Here is a 14,279-nt window from a genome sequence, read left to right on the forward strand (position 1 = left end):
GTGCTTCAAGTATCGCGCGCCAGCGGGAGATGCACGACGGCATCCAGCCCGACATGCTGTCCGCTGGCTTCCCGGTTGTCGAGTGCGATGCGCCCGTCCAGCGCGAGCACGATTTCGCGGCAGATCGCCAGCCCGAGTCCGGAGCCGCTGGCCAGGTCGCCGGCCGCGAAGGCCGCGAAGAGGCGCTGCCGCAATTCGTCGGAGATGCCGGGTCCGTCGTCGCGCACGCCGAGCACCGCCATCTCGCCCTCGGCATGCACGCGGACCGCGAGTGCGCCGCCGCGGGGGCTGTGCTTGATGGCGTTGTGCAGCAGGTTGCGCGCGAGTTCCTGCAGCATCCAGCGGTGCGCGCGCACCCATACCGGCGCCGCGTCGACCGAGAGCTCGAAGTCGAGCGCCTTGTCCGCCAGCAGCGGCGACAGGTCGAGCGCCACCTGGCGCACCGCCTCGCCGAGCTCCAGCGTCGCCGACTCGGGCTGCTGCCGCAACTGCTCCACCTTGGCGAGCGAGAGCATCTGGTTGGCAAGCAGGGTCGCGCGCTCCACTGTTTCGCTGATCTCGCCCAGCGCCTGCGCGGTCGGCACGTCGCCGCGGCGCGCCGACTGCACCTGGGCCTTGAGCACGGCCAGCGGCGTGCGCAGCTGGTGCGCGCTGTCGCGCACGAAACGCTTCTGGTGGTCCAGGAGCCGCTGCAGCCGACCCATGACCCGGGTGGTGGCGTCGACCAGCGGGCGCAGCTCGCGCGGCGCATCGGGTGCGTCGATCGGCGAGAGGTCGTCGGCGGCCCGGGCCTCGATGGCTTCGCCCAGCTCGCGCACCGGCCGGGTCGCGCGCTGCACCACGAACACGGTGACCCCCGCGATCACGCCCAGCAGCACCAGCTGGCGCCAGAGCGTGTCGATGAGCAGCTTGCGCGCCAGCGTCTCGCGCAGCTCCAGCGTCTCGGCCACCTGAACCACGGCCATGCCGCGCCCGCGCGCGCTTGCCACCGGCTGCAGCAGCACCGCCACGCGCACCGGCTGCTCGCGGAAGCGTGCATCGTAGAAGTCCACCAGCGCCGCATAAGGCGGCCGGTCCGGCAGCTTGCCGCGCCAGAAGGGAAGTTCGGCAAAGCCCGAGATCATTTCGCCGTCCTGCGCCGACACGCGGTAGAACATGCGGCTCTTGTTGTCGGCCTCGAAGGCTTCGAGCGCGGAGTAGGGGACGATGGCGCGCAACGACGCGGCCTCGTCATAGCCCTCCACATCGAGCTGCTCGCCGATGGTCTTGGCCGAGGCGAGCAGCGTGCGGTCATAGGCGGTGGTCGCGGCCGCAAGGCTCTGGCGGTAGAGGCTCACGCTGTTGATCACGATGAACAGCGCGACCGGCGCCAGGATGCCGACCAGCAGCCTGGCGCGCAGCGAGAAGGGCCGGATCATCGTTCTTCGCGCAGCAGATAGCCCAGGCCGCGCAGCGTCATCAAGGCGGCGCCGGTGCCGGCCAGCTTCTTGCGCAGCCGGTAGACGACGACCTCGATCGCTTCGTACTGCACGTCCGTCTCACCGGGAAAGACCAGCTCGAACAGGCGTTCCTTGCTGACCGCGTGGCCCGGCTTGACCATCAGCCCCTTGAGCAGCGCGAGCTCGCGCGGCGTGAGCTCGAGCACCTCGGCGCGGTGGTAGATGGCGCCGCTGTCGGCTTCGTAGCGCAATCCGCCGACCTGCGGCAGCTGGGTCAAGGCCTCGGGCCCAGCGCTCCGGTGGCGCCGGTGCAGGGCGCGGATGCGCGCTTCGAGTTCGTCGAGGTCGAAGGGCTTGGGCAGGTAGTCGTCGGCGCCTGCGTTGAGGCCGACGACGCGGTCGCCGACCGTGCCGCGCGCGGTCAGGAGCAGCACCGGCGTGCGCAGGCCTTCGGCACGCGCCTGCGCCAGCACCTGCAGGCCGTCCAGCGTGGGCAGGCTGAGGTCGAGCGCCACCACGTCGGGCTCGAGGGCGCGCCATTGCGCGAGCGCCTCCGCGCCGTCGCCGCAAAGACGCACGTCGATCATGCGGCGCCCGAGCGTGCGCTGCAGCGTGGTTTGCATCGACGGATCGTCTTCGACTAGCAGCAGCTTCATGGCCGGAATTTCGGTGTTTACCCCAGTGTGCCGGACAGCCAACTGACAGCGGGGCGGCGCATCATAGCGGGCGTTCAGCTTCCTAGATCCAAGGAGACATGCATGCGTCGAGATACCTTTCTGAAGTCCCTGGCCGCCCTGGCCGCCACCGGTGCCTTGCCACTCTCGGCTTGGGCCGGCCCCAACGTCAAGATGATGATCCCGGCCAATCCTGGCGGCGGTTGGGACACCACGGGCCGTGCGCTGGGCAAGGCGATGACCGACAGCAAGCTCGCCGACACGGTCACCTACGACAACAAGGGCGGCGCCGCCGGCGCGCTCGGCCTGGCCCAGTTCGTCAACGGCTCCAAGGGCGACCCGAATGCGCTGATGGTGATGGGCGCCGTGATGCTGGGCGGCATCATCACCGGCAAGCCGCCGGTCAACCTCTCGCAGGCCACGCCGATCGCGCGCATCACGAGCGAGTACAACGTGTTCGTGCTGCCGGCGAGTTCGCCGCTGAAGACCATGAAGGACGTGGTCGAGCAGCTCAAGAAGGACCCGGGCAGCGTCAAGTGGGGCGGCGGTTCGCGCGGCTCCACCGAGCACATCGCCGCGGCCATGATCGCGCAGAAGGTCGGCGTCGATCCGTCCAAGATCAACTACGTCGCCTTCCGCGGCGGCGGCGAAGCCACGGCGGCCATCCTGGGCGGCAACGTCACCGTCGGCGGCAGCGGCTACAGCGAGTTCGCCGAATACATCAAGACGGGCAAGATGCGCGCCATCGCCGTCACCTCCGGCACGCGCCTGCCCGGCAGCACCGTGCCGACGCTCAAGGAGCAGGGCATCGACGTCGAGATCGGCAACTGGCGCGGCGTCTACGGCGCGCCCGGCATCACGGCCGAGCAGCGCAAGGCGTTGACCGACCTGGTGCTGGCGGCGATCAAGACGCCGACCTGGGCCGAGGCCATGAAGAAGAACGACTGGACGCCGGCCGTCCTGTCGGGCGAGGCCTTCGCCAAGTTCGTGGACGACGAGTTCGCGAGCCTGCGCGCGACCATGATCAAGTCCGGCATGGTCTGAGCGCGCATTCGCGAAAGCGCGGGAGCACGCTCGGCGGCGTGCTCCTTTCTTCCTTGACCAACGCGAGGTCCAGAACAATGTCCAACATCGACCCCCTCTCGAGCGGATACGCGTCGCTCGAGCCCCAATCGCCGCCGCCCGCCGTCTGGCCCCAGACGCTGGTCGGCGTCGGCATCCTTCTCACCGGCCTGGCGCTCGGCTTCGGCGCGATCGGCATCTCGTCCGAGGCCGGCTACGGCGGCGTCGGCCCCAACTTCCTGCCCTGGCTGGTGTCGGTCGCGCTCACGGTGTGCGGCGCCTGGATCATCTGGGAGTCGCGCACCGGCGGTTTCCGCGAGATGGATGCGCCTTCCGGTGCGGTGCAGACCTACTGGAGCGGCTTCGCCTGGGTGACGGCCGGGTTGCTGCTCAACGCGGCGCTGATCACCACCATCGGCTTCATCCTGAGCTGCACGCTGTGCTACCTGCTGGCCGTGCAGGGCCTGCGGCGCGCGAACGGCCAGGCGGCCGTCAATGCGCCGCGCACCTGGATCACCGACATCGTGACCGGCCTGCTGATCTCGGCACCGGTGTTCTGGCTCTTCACCAAGTTCCTGGCGATCAACCTGCCGGGCCTGACGACCACGGGATGGCTCTGACATGGACATCTTCAATGCATTGATGCAGGGCTTCGCGCTCGCGATCACGCCCGTCAACCTGCTCTGGTGCCTGGTGGGTTGTGCCCTCGGCACGGCCGTCGGCGTGCTGCCCGGCATCGGCCCCGCGGTGGCAGTGGCGATGCTGCTGCCGATCACCGGCAAGGTCGACATCACGGCCTCGATGATCTTCTTCTCAGGCATCTACTACGGCGCCATGTACGGCGGCTCGACCACCTCCATCCTGCTCAACACGCCGGGGGAAACGGCGAGCATGGTGACGGCGATGGAGGGCAACAAGATGGCCAAGAGCGGCCGCGCCGGCGCCGCGCTGGCCACCGCTGCCATCGGCTCCTTCGTGGCCGGCAGCATCGCCACCGTGGTCGTCACGCTGTTCGCGCCCTTCGTGGCCGACTTCGCCGTCCAGCTCGGGCCGCCCGAATATTTCCTCTTGATGGTGCTGGCCTTCACGACCGTGAGCGCCGTGCTCGGCAAGAGCACGCTGCGCGGCATGACGGCGCTCTTCATCGGCCTCGCAGCCGGCTGCATCGGGCTCGATCAGATTTCCGGCCAGGGGCGCTACACCGGCGGCATTCCCGAGCTGCTCGACGGCATCGAGATCGTGCTGGTCGCGGTCGGCCTGTTCGCGGTGGCCGAGGTGCTCTATGCGGTGCTCTACGAAGGCCGCGTGGTCGAAAGCCAGAACAAGCTGAGCCGCGTGCACATGACGGCGCGCGACTGGAAGCGCTCGATCCCGGCCTGGCTGCGCGGCACCGCGATCGGCGCGCCCTTCGGCTGTATTCCGGCCGGCGGCACCGAGATCCCGACCTTCCTCAGCTACGCGACCGAGAAGAAGCTCGCCAAGGACCCGGACAGCAAGGCCGAGTTCGGCACCAAGGGCGCGATCGAAGGCGTGGCCGGCCCCGAAGCCGCCAACAACGCGACCGTGACCGCCGCGCTGATCCCGCTGCTCACCCTCGGCATCCCGACCTCGAACACCACGGCCATCCTGCTCGGCGCGTTCCAGAACTACGGCATCCAGCCCGGGCCGCAGCTCTTCACCACCTCGGCCGCGCTGGTGTGGGCGCTGATCGCGTCGCTCTACATCGGCAACGTGATGCTGCTGGTGCTGAACCTGCCGATGGTCGGCCTGTGGGTCAAGCTGCTCAAGATCCCGAAGCCGCAGCTCTACGCCGGCATCCTGATCTTCGCCACGGTCGGCGCCTACGGCATGCGCCAGAGCGCCTTCGACCTGGTGCTGCTCTACGTGATCGGTGTGCTGGGCGTCGTCATGCGGCGCTTCGATTTCCCGACCGCGCCGGTGGTGGTGGGCATGATCCTGGGCCCGCTCGCCGAAGCGCAACTGCGCAACGCGATGTCGATCGGCGAGGGCAGCGCGGCGGTGTTCTTCCTGCGGCCTATGTCCTTCGTGCTGATCGTGGTGGTGCTGGCGGTGCTGATCCTGCCGCGCGTGGCCAAGGCGATGGCGGAGCGCAAGGAGCGGCGCGCGGGCGCTGCGGCCTGAAGCGGCGGGTCCGCTAAGCTACGATCTCTTCGCCGCTGCGCTGATCGCCAAGCCACAAGGCGGGCGAGCGGCGCGCGTGACGGCGGTGTTTGGTCTTGGCGCGAGTTCTTGAAGCCGGACCACAAGCCATGCACAAGATCTCACCATGAGTCGACAACCCCTGCGAATTCGATTGGGCAGCCGCTGGACCTTCTTTACCTACTCGCGTACCGACGTGCGCTTGCTCGGGACCGTTCAGGAAGGCATGCAGATCGGCGCATTGGCGCAGATGGAGGACGGCTCCTATATGCAGATCAATGGCGACGTGGTTCGTGTGCTCAATACCAGCCGCGTCAAGAAAGCCCTGGGGCGCGACTTCGAGGCGCATGTTCCGAGCCAGTCCGGCCATCGAACGCCGCCGCTCGTGGTTCCGACCGTTGTCGTCAAGAAACGTCGCCTTGTCCAGCGACCCGTGGTGCGAGCCGCTGACGAAGAATGAGATTTCGATCCCGGATGACGTGGCGCGCATGCTAGAGCGCGGCTGACAAGCCGATCCCGCCATGGCACCATAACCCTCCGCTGGCACTGCCCAGCCGGGGGTGATGGGATGCCGCTGAAACAGCAGATCAGCTTCTGCACCGCGCCCGACGGCGTGCGGATCGCCTATGCCACGAGCGGCAGGGGGCCGCCCCTGCTGAAAGTCGGCAACTGGCTCTCGCATCTCGAGTTCGACCTCACCAGCCCGGTCTGGGGCCACGTCCTCGAGATGCTGTCGTCCCGCAACACCCTGGTGCGCTATGACCAGCGCGGCACCGGCCTGTCGGACCGGGAGGTCGAGCAGGTGAGTTTCGAAGTCTGGCTGCAAGATCTGGAGACGGTGATCGATGCCGCCGGCCTCGAACGCTTTCCGATGCTCGCGATCTCCCAGGGCGTCAGCCTGGCCATCGCCTACACGGCGCGCCATCCCGAGCGGGTGAGCCGCCTGGTGCTGCAGGGCGGCTATGCGCGCGGGCGCAGGAAGCGCGGCGGTGGGCGGGTGCTCGACGAGGAAGCCGAAACGCAGGCGAAGCTGATGGAGATCGGCTGGGGCCGTGCGGATGCGGCCTTCCGCCAGTTCTTCACGAGCCAGTTCCTGCCCGAAGGAACGCCCGAACAGCATCAGTGGTTCAACGAGCTGGCGCGCGTGTCGACCTCGCCCTCCAACGCGGCGCGCACCTTGCGGGCCTTCGACAGCATCGACGTGTCCGACCTGCTGCCGCAGGTGCATTGCCCGACGCTGGTGCTGCATGCCACCGGCGATCTGCGCGTGCCCTTCGACGAAGGCCGCCTCATCGCGGGCGCCATCACGCAAGCCCGCTTCGTGCCGCTGCACAGCGTGCACCACCTGATGCTCGCGCAGGACGAGGTCTGGCCGCTGTGGATCGAAGAGGTGCGGGACTTCCTCGGCACCGCCGATGCCGGGGCGCAAGACCCGGCGCTCGCACGCCTGACCGCACGCGAGCGCGAGGTGCTGGAACTCATTGCGCAGGGCCGCGACAACACCCAGGCGGCGGCGGCGCTGCAGCTCAGCGAGAAGACGGTGCGCAACCACATCACCAGCATCTTCGCCAAGCTTGAAGTCGAAAACCGGCCGCAGGCGATCGTGCTGGCCCGCAACGCCGGTTTGGGACGCGGCTGAGGCCTACCCCGGACCGTGGTCCCGGGCTTTGCGTGTCGTGCGGCCCGCCGAACGCGATTTCCGGGACCACCGCCTCATGGTCCCGAAGGCTGCTTCTTCGAACAATGAGTTCATCCCCTGACGCGTTCGAAGGAGCCCACCATGCAGTCCGTACAGACCGTGTCGTCCCAGGCGACATCCACCCTCCGCTATGCCCGTTGCATCGAGAACTCGAAGCGCATCCGCTGGGACATCGATCGCGACGTGATCCGCCAGCGCGAGTTCGGCGCGGCCGACAAGTTCCTGCCCGACGGGCTGACGCTGCTGCAGGAGCGCCTCGCTTTCCTGAGCTCCGGCGAGCGGCGTTTCCTGAACCGGATCCAGGGCCGCACCTATGCCAACATGTTCGGCCTGCTCGAACGCTTCGTCGGCGCCAAGATGCTCGAAGTGAGCCGCGATCACTGGCTGGGCGACCAGGTGGCGCTGGAGGCGCTGGTGCGCTTCACCGACGAGGAGCTCAAGCACCAGGAGCTGTTCCGCCGCATCGAAGGCCTGGCCGCGCGCTGCATGCCGGCCGGCTACCTGTTCGTGCCCGAGCCCAACACGGTGGCGCAGTTCGTGCTCGGCAAGTGCACCTGGGCTGTGCTCGCGCTGACCTGCGACGTCGAACTCGTCACGCAGGTGCACTACCGCGAGAGCATTGCGGTGGATGCCGAGATCTCGGCGCTCTTCAAGGACGTGTTCCTCTTCCACTGGAAGGAGGAGTCGCAGCATGCCGTGCTCGACGAACTCGAGTGGCAGCGCGAGGACGCGAAGCTCACGCCGGAAGAACGCGATGCGGCCGTCGACGATCTCATCGCGCTGGTGGCCGGCATCGACGGCCTGCTGCAATTGCAGGCGGAGGCCGATAGTGCGTACTTCATGGCCAACAAGCCGCAGGCCGGCGTGCTGGACGCGGGCGAGGTAGAGACCATCCGCAAGACCCTGCTGTCGGCCTACCGGTGGCAGTACATCCACTCGGGTGCAGGCCAGGCGCGCTTCGGCGAACTGCTGACGGGGCTGATCACGCCTGCGCAGGGCCAGCGCATCCAGGCCGCCCTGGCCGGACTGCAATGATGCCGGCTAGCGAGGCGCGGTGCGATCGGCCGGCAGCACGATGGTTGCGCGGCCGTCGCGCGAGCGAACTGCATCGGAGCCGCTGGAGGGCGGTGGCGCGCCGGCCGGGCTGACGATCGTGGCGCGGCCGTCGGCGGAGGGCGCCGTGACGTCCGCTGGCGGGCCGCCGAGGGCGCGGTCCAGCGCGTTGCCGGCGGCGCGGATGCAGGCTTCGCGCGCCGGCGCCGCCAGCGTGCCGCTGTTGCAGGCCGCGATCTCTCTTTCGTAGCGTTGCCGGGCCTGCACCTCTTGGGCCGATTGGGCGCCGGCGGCCGTGGCCGCCGCCAGCAGGACGGCGCAGGACATCGCGGCAGGAATGCGCTTCGGGTTCATGGTTTGCCTCCGTGTGGGATCACGATGGCCCATGCTGCCTCAGTTCGGCGCCGGCTGCTGCTTCAGCGGCGGCGCCCCTTCCGGCGCATCGGCAGGGTCGGGCGCGCGGCCGCGGATGCGCGCGACCGTGCGCTTGATCCAGTGTTCGATGTCATCGATGTAGGTGAACACCGCCGGCACCACCAACAGACTCAGCACGGTGGAGGTGATCAGGCCGCCGATCACCGCCATCGCCATCGGCGCGCGGAAGCTGGAATCGGCCGCACTCAGCCCGAAGGCGATCGGCGTCATGCCGGCACCCATGGCCAGCGTGGTCATGATGATCGGCCGCGCGCGCTTGTGGCAGGCGTCGCGCAACGCGTCCCAGCGGCTCATGGCGTGGTCGCGGCGAGCGACGATCGCGTATTCGACCAGCAGGATCGAGTTCTTGGTCGCTACCCCCATCAGCATGATGAAGCCGATCATCGAGGGCATGGAGAGCGCCTTCTGGCCGATCAGCAGGCCGAGGAAGGCGCCGCCGAGCGCCAGCGGCAGCGCGCACAGGATCGTGACCGGGTGCAGGAAGTCCTTGAACAGCAGCACCAGCACGATGTAGATGCACAGCACGCCGGTCAGCATCGCCAGGCCGAAGCTCGCGAACAGCTCGCTCATCATCTCGGCGTCGCCGACCTCGGCCACCCGCACGCCGGGCGGCAGGTTCTGGATCGAGGGCAGCTTCATCGCCGCGGTCTTCGCATCGCCCAGGCCGACGCCCGAGAGCTCGATCTCGAAGTTAACGTTGCGCGAGCGGTCGTAGCGGTCGATCACAGCCGGGCCGCCTTCCATCGTCAGCGTGGCGACCTGGCCGAGCATCACGGGGCCGTTCTTGCCGGGCACGCTGAGCCGTTCGAGCAGCGCGAGGTTCTGGCGCGCCGAGTCCTCGAGCTTGACCACGATCGGCACCTGGCGCTGCGCCAGGTTGAGCTTGGGCAGCGCCTGGTCGTAGTCGCCCAGGGTCGCGACGCGCAGCGTCTCGGCGATGGCCGAGCTGGTGACGCCCAGGTCGGCCGCGCGCGCGAAGTTCGGGCGCACCGCGATCTCGGGACGGATCAGGCTCGCGGTCGAAGTGATGTTGCCCAGGCCGGGAATGGTGCGCAGGTCCTTCTCGACCGCGCGCGCCGCGCTTGTGAGCGCCGCCGGGTCTTCGCCGGTCAGCACCAGGATGTACTTCTCGCCCGAGCCACCCAGGCCCACGGTGCTGCGCACGCCGGGCAGGGTCTCGAGCGCCCTGCGGATCTCGTTCTCGATGCCCTGCTTGCGCGGCCGGTCGCCGCGGTCCGCCAGCTTGATGGTGAGCGTGGCCTTGCGCGTTTCGGGCGTGCCGAAGTTGGCGAAGGGATCGCCGCCCGCGCTGCCGCCGCCCACTGTGGTGTAGACGCTCTTCACATGCTCGACCGCCATCACGCGTTGCCGCGTCTCCTCGGCCATCGCCATGGTCTGGGCCAGCGTGGCGCCCGGCGGCAGCGACAGATAGACCTGGGTCTGCGAGTTGTCGTCGGGGGGGATGAAGCCGGTCTTGAGCAGCGGGATCATCGCCACCGAGCCGAAGAAGAAGAGGGTGGCCAGCACCATGGTGGTGAAGCGGTGCCGCAGGCTGCGCTCGGCCAGGCGCATGTAGAAGGCGAGCCAGCGCGGCTCCTTCTCGGCGCCGACCAGGGGCTTCAGGATATAGGCCGCCATCATCGGCGTCAGCATCCGCGCCACCACCAGCGAGGCGAACACCGCCAGCGAGGCGGTCCAGCCGAACTGCTTGAAGAACTTGCCGGCCACGCCGCTCATGAAGGCGGTGGGCAGGAACACCGCGATCAGCGTGAAGGTGGTGGCGATCACCGCCAGGCCGATCTCGTCGGCGGCCTCCATCGCCGCCTGGTAGGGGCTCTTGCCCATGCGCAGGTGGCGCACGATGTTCTCGACCTCCACGATCGCGTCGTCCACCAGGATGCCGACCACCAGCGAGAGCGCCAGCAGCGTGACCACGTTGATCGAGAAGCCCAACAGGTACATGCCGATGAAAGCCGGGATCGCCGACATCGGCAGCGCCACGGCCGAGACGAAGGTGGCGCGCCAGTCGCGCAGGAACAGCCACACCACTAGCACGGCGAGCAGGGCGCCTTCGTAGAGCAGGTGCAGCGAGCCGTCGTACTCTTCCTGCACCGGCTCGACGAAGTTGAAGGCCTCGGTGAGCTGGATGTCCGGATGCTGCGCGCGCAGCTCGGCCAGCGCCTTCTGCACCGCGCCGCCGACCTCGACCTCGCTCGCGCCGCGGCTGCGCGCGACTTCGAAGCCGACCACCGGCTTGCCGTCGAGCAGCGCGGCAGCGCGCGGCTCGGCGATGGTGTCGGAGACGCGCGCCACCTGGTCGAGCCGGATGCGGCGGCCGTCCGAGAGCGGGATCTGCATGTCCGCCAGCTCGTCGGCCGAGCGCACGGTGGCCAGCGTGCGCACCGGCTGCTCGCTGCCGCCCAGGTCGGTGCGGCCACCGGCGCTTTCGGTCTGTACCTGGCGCAGCTGGCGCGAGATGTCGGCCGCGGTGGCGCCGAGCGCCTGCAGCTTGCCCGGATCGAGGTCGATGTGCACCTGGCGCGTGACGCCGCCCACGCGGTTGACGGCGCCGACGCCGCTGATGGCGAGCAGCTTTTTGGTCACCGTGTCGTCGACGAACCAAGAGAGCCCCTCCGGGTCCATGCGCGAGGAGGCGATGGTGAAGGCCAGCACCGGCTGGGCCGCGAAGTCGAGCTTGTTGATTACGGGGTCGCGCACGTCGGCCGGCAGGTCGGCGCGCACGCGCTGCACCGCGGAGCGCACGTCGTCGACCGCTTCCTGCACCGGCTTCTCGAGGCGGAACTCGACGATCAGCGTGGCCGCGCCGTCCTGCACCTTGGTCGTGATGTGCTTCAGGCCCTGCACGGTGGCGATCGAGTTCTCGAGCTTGCGCGCGACGTCGGTCTCGAGTTGCGAGGGCGCGGCGCCCGGCAGCGAGGCCGAGACGGTGACGGTCGGCAGGTCGATGTCGGGGAAGTTCTGCACCTTCATCGCGTTGAAGGACAGCAGCCCCGCGAAGGTGAGCAGCACGAACAGCATCACCGCCGGGATCGGGTTGCGGATGGACCAGGCCGAGACGTTCATGGACGCTGCTCCTTGTTCGGCAAGGCGTCCACCACCCGCACCAGGTCACCGTCGTTGAGGAAGCCGGCGCCCTGGACCACCACGCGCGCATCGGCCGGCAGCCTGGTCGTGATCTCGACGCGATCGCCGACGCGGCGGCCGGTCTCGACCTTGAGCTGCGCGACGCGGTTGTCCGGCTGCAGCAAGAGCAAATGGTTGAAACCGTCGCGCGGCACGATCGACGCCTGCGGCACGGTGAGCGCGCTGCTGCGGCCGAGCTGGAAATCGCCGCGCGCGAACATGCCGGCCTTGATGCCGGTGTTCTCCAAAACGTTGGGAATGTCGACGTACACCAGCGCCGCGCGCGTCTGCGGATCGACCGTCGGCGCGATGCTGCGCACCTTGCCGCTGACCTGGGCGCCGCTGGCGCTGATGACGATGGCCGGCGTGCCGACCGCGACGCGGCTCAGTTCGGCCGAGGTCACCTCGGCGCGCCATTCGAGCCGGCCCTGGCGGATCAGCCGGAACAGCTCGGTGCCGGCGCTGAGCACACTGCCTACGGTGGCGGTGCGCGAGGAGATCACGCCGTCGTCGGGCGCCAGCACCTGCGTGTTGCGGCCGCGCACCTGCTGCGCCGCGAGCACGGCCTCGGCCGCTTCGACGCGGGCCTTGGCCGTCTGCTCGGTGGTCTGGTACTGGTTGATCTGCTGCTGGCTCAGCGCGCCGGTGGCCTGCAGCGTGCGGGCTCGCGCGGCGTTGCCGGCTGCATCGGCGGCGGTGGCCTTGGCCTCGGCGAGCGAGGCGCGTGCCTGCGCGACGTCGGCCTGCACGGTCTCGGCCGAGAAGGTGGCGAGCACCTGGCCCTTCTTGACCACGTCGCCGACGTTGACCCGCACCTCGGCCAGGCGCAGGCCGTTGGATTCGGACCCGATGCTGGCTTCCTGCCAGGCCGCGACATTGCCGTTGGCCGCGAGCGTGACGGTGAGCTCGCTGGTCTCGGGCTTGGCGACGGTCACGGTCAGCGCCGGCTTGGCCGGCGCTGCCGCCGCATCCTTGGGCTTGGCGGCAGCGCCCTCCGGCTTGCCGCGCGAGAACATGAACGCGGCCGCGGCGAGCAGCACGACCACGGCGAGCACGATGACGAGGGTGGAACGCTTCATTCTTTTCATGATGGCGACGTTGCTGTCGTTGAGGTCGTTGTTGTCGTTGCGGATCCGGGCCGCGTCCAGCCGCCGCCCATCGAGCGATAGAGCGCCACCCAGGCCTCGGCGCGCTCGCGCTGCAGCGAGACGCGCGCGGTCTGCGCCGCGAACAGCGTGCGCCGCGAATCCTCGAGTTCGAACAGGCTGGCCAGGCCGCTCTGGTAGCGCGCGCTGGTGGCATCGAAGGAGGCCTGGTAGTTCTGCACCGCGGCATCGGCATCGCCGGCGCGCGCATCGGTGCTCTGCAGGTTGATCAGCGCTTCCTCGACTTCGCGCACCGCCTGGCGCACGTTGGCGCGGTAGAGCGCGACGGCCTCGTCGTAGCGCGCCCGCGCGGCATCGACATTGGCCGCGAGCGTGCCACCGTCGAAGATCGGCACGCTGAGCGCGACCGGGCCGATGGTCCAGCTGTCCATCGTCTCGCGGATGCCGCTGGTGCGGATCTGCAGCCGCCCGATCGAGCCTTGCAGCGTGAGGCGCGGAAAGCGCTGCGCCAGCGCCGCGCCGGCGTCGGCGCTCGCCGCGGCCACGCCGAGCTCCGCCGAGTACACGTCGGGCCGCTGCGCAAGCGCCTCGGCCGGCACGCTGGCGACGGCCTGGACTGCCGGCAGCGGGCGATCGACCGGCGCGGCATCGAGCTTGGCCTGCAGCGTGCCCGCATCGATGCCGCTCAGCGCGACCAGCGCCTGCTGCTGAACCGCGCACTGCGCCCGCTGCTGCGTGAGGCGCGCCGACGCATCGGAGGCACCGGCGCGTGCGAGTGCGGCGTCGGCCGGCGCGGTGAAGCCGGCGCGCATCGACAGATCGTTCAGCCGTGCGGTCTCGGCACGCGACTGCGTGTCGGATGTGGCCACGGCGAGTTGGCGCCGGCAGGCGCGTTCGCCGAGGTAGGCGGTGGCGGTCTCGGCTGCAATCGAGACCCGTGCCTCGTGCCATTTCGCATCGGCGCCGGCAAGCCGAGCCTGGCTCGCATCGCGGCTCGCGCGCAGGCCGCCGAACAGGTCGATTTCCCAGCTCGATTGCAGGCCAGCCTGGATCGTCGTGACCGGCGGAATCGCGGTGAGGCCGCTGCCGCTGCTACCGGTGCCGCCGAAGCCGCTGGTGGGTGAGTTGCCGCGGCTGGCCGATACGTTGCCCGTGAGATTCGGTGCCAGTGCCGCACCCGCAGACACGCGCGTCGCGCGCGCCTCGGCAATGCGCGCGGCCGCGCTGGCCACGCTGGGACTCGCGGCCTGTGCCGCGTCGATCAATTCGACCAGGAGCAGATCGTCGAGCTGGCGCCACCAGTCGGCCAGCACGGGCAGCGAGCCGCCATGGGGCAGGGGCGTGTGCCATTGCGCGGGCGTCGGTGCCGTCACCTGCTCGGGCGGGCGCGGCAGTGCGCAGGCCGACAGCAGCAGGGGAAGCGCGAGCCAGAGCGCGGGAAGCCGGGAGTTCCTCATGAGAAAAGCGTTCCGCAAAAGTGGCGTGGCTGGCGAACCGATCGTTCGCC

General features: G+C 69.3%; 12 protein-coding genes. 6 read left to right on the top strand and 6 right to left on the bottom strand.

Features of this window, described 5'->3' with window-relative positions; genetic code table 11:
* Positions 1 to 5: 5 nt before the first annotated feature.
* Both ACSQ89_RS11940 and ACSQ89_RS11945 read right to left on the bottom strand, forming a co-directional pair.
* Positions 6 to 1,418 (bottom strand): sensor histidine kinase, encoded by a 1,413-nt coding sequence (locus tag ACSQ89_RS11940; RefSeq protein WP_436292498.1) that lies wholly within the window; start codon positions 1,416 to 1,418, stop codon positions 6 to 8.
* On the bottom strand, positions 1,415 to 2,095 hold the full coding sequence (locus tag ACSQ89_RS11945) for a response regulator (RefSeq protein ID WP_436292499.1): 681 nt from the start codon (positions 2,093 to 2,095) through the stop codon (positions 1,415 to 1,417). Before ACSQ89_RS11945 ends, ACSQ89_RS11940 begins: the two co-directional genes overlap by 4 nt.
* Before the next feature lie 102 nt (positions 2,096 to 2,197).
* Between ACSQ89_RS11945 and ACSQ89_RS11950 the strand changes: the two genes are divergently transcribed.
* From ACSQ89_RS11950 to ACSQ89_RS11975, 6 genes are all read left to right on the top strand, one after another.
* Positions 2,198 to 3,157 (top strand): Bug family tripartite tricarboxylate transporter substrate binding protein, encoded by a 960-nt coding sequence (locus tag ACSQ89_RS11950; RefSeq protein WP_093109151.1) that lies wholly within the window; start codon positions 2,198 to 2,200, stop codon positions 3,155 to 3,157.
* A 77-nt stretch (positions 3,158 to 3,234) separates the two neighbouring features.
* Positions 3,235 to 3,795, top strand: coding sequence for a tripartite tricarboxylate transporter TctB family protein (locus ACSQ89_RS11955; protein ID WP_093109152.1), 561 nt, complete (start codon positions 3,235 to 3,237; stop codon positions 3,793 to 3,795).
* Between the two features lies 1 nt (position 3,796).
* Positions 3,797 to 5,317 carry a tripartite tricarboxylate transporter permease gene (locus ACSQ89_RS11960; RefSeq protein ID WP_436292500.1) on the top strand — a complete coding sequence of 507 codons (1,521 nt, stop codon included), beginning with the start codon at positions 3,797 to 3,799 and terminating at the stop codon, positions 5,315 to 5,317.
* Positions 5,318 to 5,489: 172 nt separating this feature from the next.
* Positions 5,490 to 5,795, top strand: coding sequence for a hypothetical protein (locus ACSQ89_RS11965; RefSeq protein WP_436292501.1), 306 nt, complete (start codon positions 5,490 to 5,492; stop codon positions 5,793 to 5,795).
* Between the two features lie 108 nt (positions 5,796 to 5,903).
* A complete protein-coding gene (locus ACSQ89_RS11970) occupies positions 5,904 to 6,974 on the top strand; it encodes an alpha/beta fold hydrolase (RefSeq protein ID WP_436292502.1) in 1,071 nt (356 codons plus the stop codon).
* Between the two features lie 141 nt (positions 6,975 to 7,115).
* On the top strand, positions 7,116 to 8,069 hold the full coding sequence (locus ACSQ89_RS11975; protein ID WP_436292503.1) for a hypothetical protein: 954 nt from the start codon (positions 7,116 to 7,118) through the stop codon (positions 8,067 to 8,069).
* Positions 8,070 to 8,075: 6 nt separating this feature from the next.
* On the opposite strand, the gene ACSQ89_RS11980 is transcribed toward ACSQ89_RS11975, so the two are convergent.
* From ACSQ89_RS11980 to ACSQ89_RS11995, 4 genes are read right to left on the bottom strand one after another with little or no spacing between them, the layout of a single operon-like run.
* Positions 8,076 to 8,441, bottom strand: a complete 366-nt coding sequence (locus ACSQ89_RS11980; RefSeq protein ID WP_436292504.1) for a hypothetical protein — start codon at positions 8,439 to 8,441, stop codon at positions 8,076 to 8,078.
* Positions 8,442 to 8,480: 39 nt separating this feature from the next.
* A complete protein-coding gene (locus tag ACSQ89_RS11985; protein ID WP_436292505.1) occupies positions 8,481 to 11,606 on the bottom strand; it encodes an efflux RND transporter permease subunit in 3,126 nt (1,041 codons plus the stop codon).
* The gene (locus ACSQ89_RS11990; protein WP_436292506.1) at positions 11,603 to 12,754 is read right to left on the bottom strand and encodes an efflux RND transporter periplasmic adaptor subunit; all 1,152 of its coding nucleotides are present in this window, start codon (positions 12,752 to 12,754) and stop codon (positions 11,603 to 11,605) included. Before ACSQ89_RS11990 ends, ACSQ89_RS11985 begins: the two co-directional genes overlap by 4 nt.
* Positions 12,751 to 14,229 carry an efflux transporter outer membrane subunit gene (locus ACSQ89_RS11995; protein WP_436292507.1) on the bottom strand — a complete coding sequence of 493 codons (1,479 nt, stop codon included), beginning with the start codon at positions 14,227 to 14,229 and terminating at the stop codon, positions 12,751 to 12,753. The genes ACSQ89_RS11990 and ACSQ89_RS11995 overlap by 4 nt, the downstream gene beginning before the upstream one ends.
* Positions 14,230 to 14,279 lie beyond the last annotated feature (50 nt).

The sequence above is a fragment of the Variovorax sp. LjRoot175 genome (genome assembly GCF_964253805.1).
In the GTDB taxonomy this organism is placed as follows: domain Bacteria; phylum Pseudomonadota; class Gammaproteobacteria; order Burkholderiales; family Burkholderiaceae_C; genus Variovorax.

Excerpts from the sequence above, each read along its gene's own strand:
- ACSQ89_RS11940 (WP_436292498.1), bottom strand. The coding sequence starts at position 1,418 with ATGATCCGGCCCTTCTCGCTGCGCGCCAGGCTGCTGGTCGGCATCCTG.
- ACSQ89_RS11945 (WP_436292499.1), bottom strand. The coding sequence starts at position 2,095 with ATGAAGCTGCTGCTAGTCGAAGACGATCCGTCGATGCAAACCACGCTG.
- ACSQ89_RS11950 (WP_093109151.1), top strand. The coding sequence starts at position 2,198 with ATGCGTCGAGATACCTTTCTGAAGTCCCTGGCCGCCCTGGCCGCCACC.
- ACSQ89_RS11955 (WP_093109152.1), top strand. The coding sequence starts at position 3,235 with ATGTCCAACATCGACCCCCTCTCGAGCGGATACGCGTCGCTCGAGCCC.
- ACSQ89_RS11960 (WP_436292500.1), top strand. The coding sequence starts at position 3,797 with ATGGACATCTTCAATGCATTGATGCAGGGCTTCGCGCTCGCGATCACG.
- ACSQ89_RS11970 (WP_436292502.1), top strand. The coding sequence starts at position 5,904 with ATGCCGCTGAAACAGCAGATCAGCTTCTGCACCGCGCCCGACGGCGTG.
- ACSQ89_RS11975 (WP_436292503.1), top strand. The coding sequence starts at position 7,116 with ATGCAGTCCGTACAGACCGTGTCGTCCCAGGCGACATCCACCCTCCGC.
- ACSQ89_RS11980 (WP_436292504.1), bottom strand. The coding sequence starts at position 8,441 with ATGAACCCGAAGCGCATTCCTGCCGCGATGTCCTGCGCCGTCCTGCTG.
- ACSQ89_RS11985 (WP_436292505.1), bottom strand. The coding sequence starts at position 11,606 with ATGAACGTCTCGGCCTGGTCCATCCGCAACCCGATCCCGGCGGTGATG.
- ACSQ89_RS11990 (WP_436292506.1), bottom strand. The coding sequence starts at position 12,754 with ATGAAAAGAATGAAGCGTTCCACCCTCGTCATCGTGCTCGCCGTGGTC.
- ACSQ89_RS11995 (WP_436292507.1), bottom strand. The coding sequence starts at position 14,229 with ATGAGGAACTCCCGGCTTCCCGCGCTCTGGCTCGCGCTTCCCCTGCTG.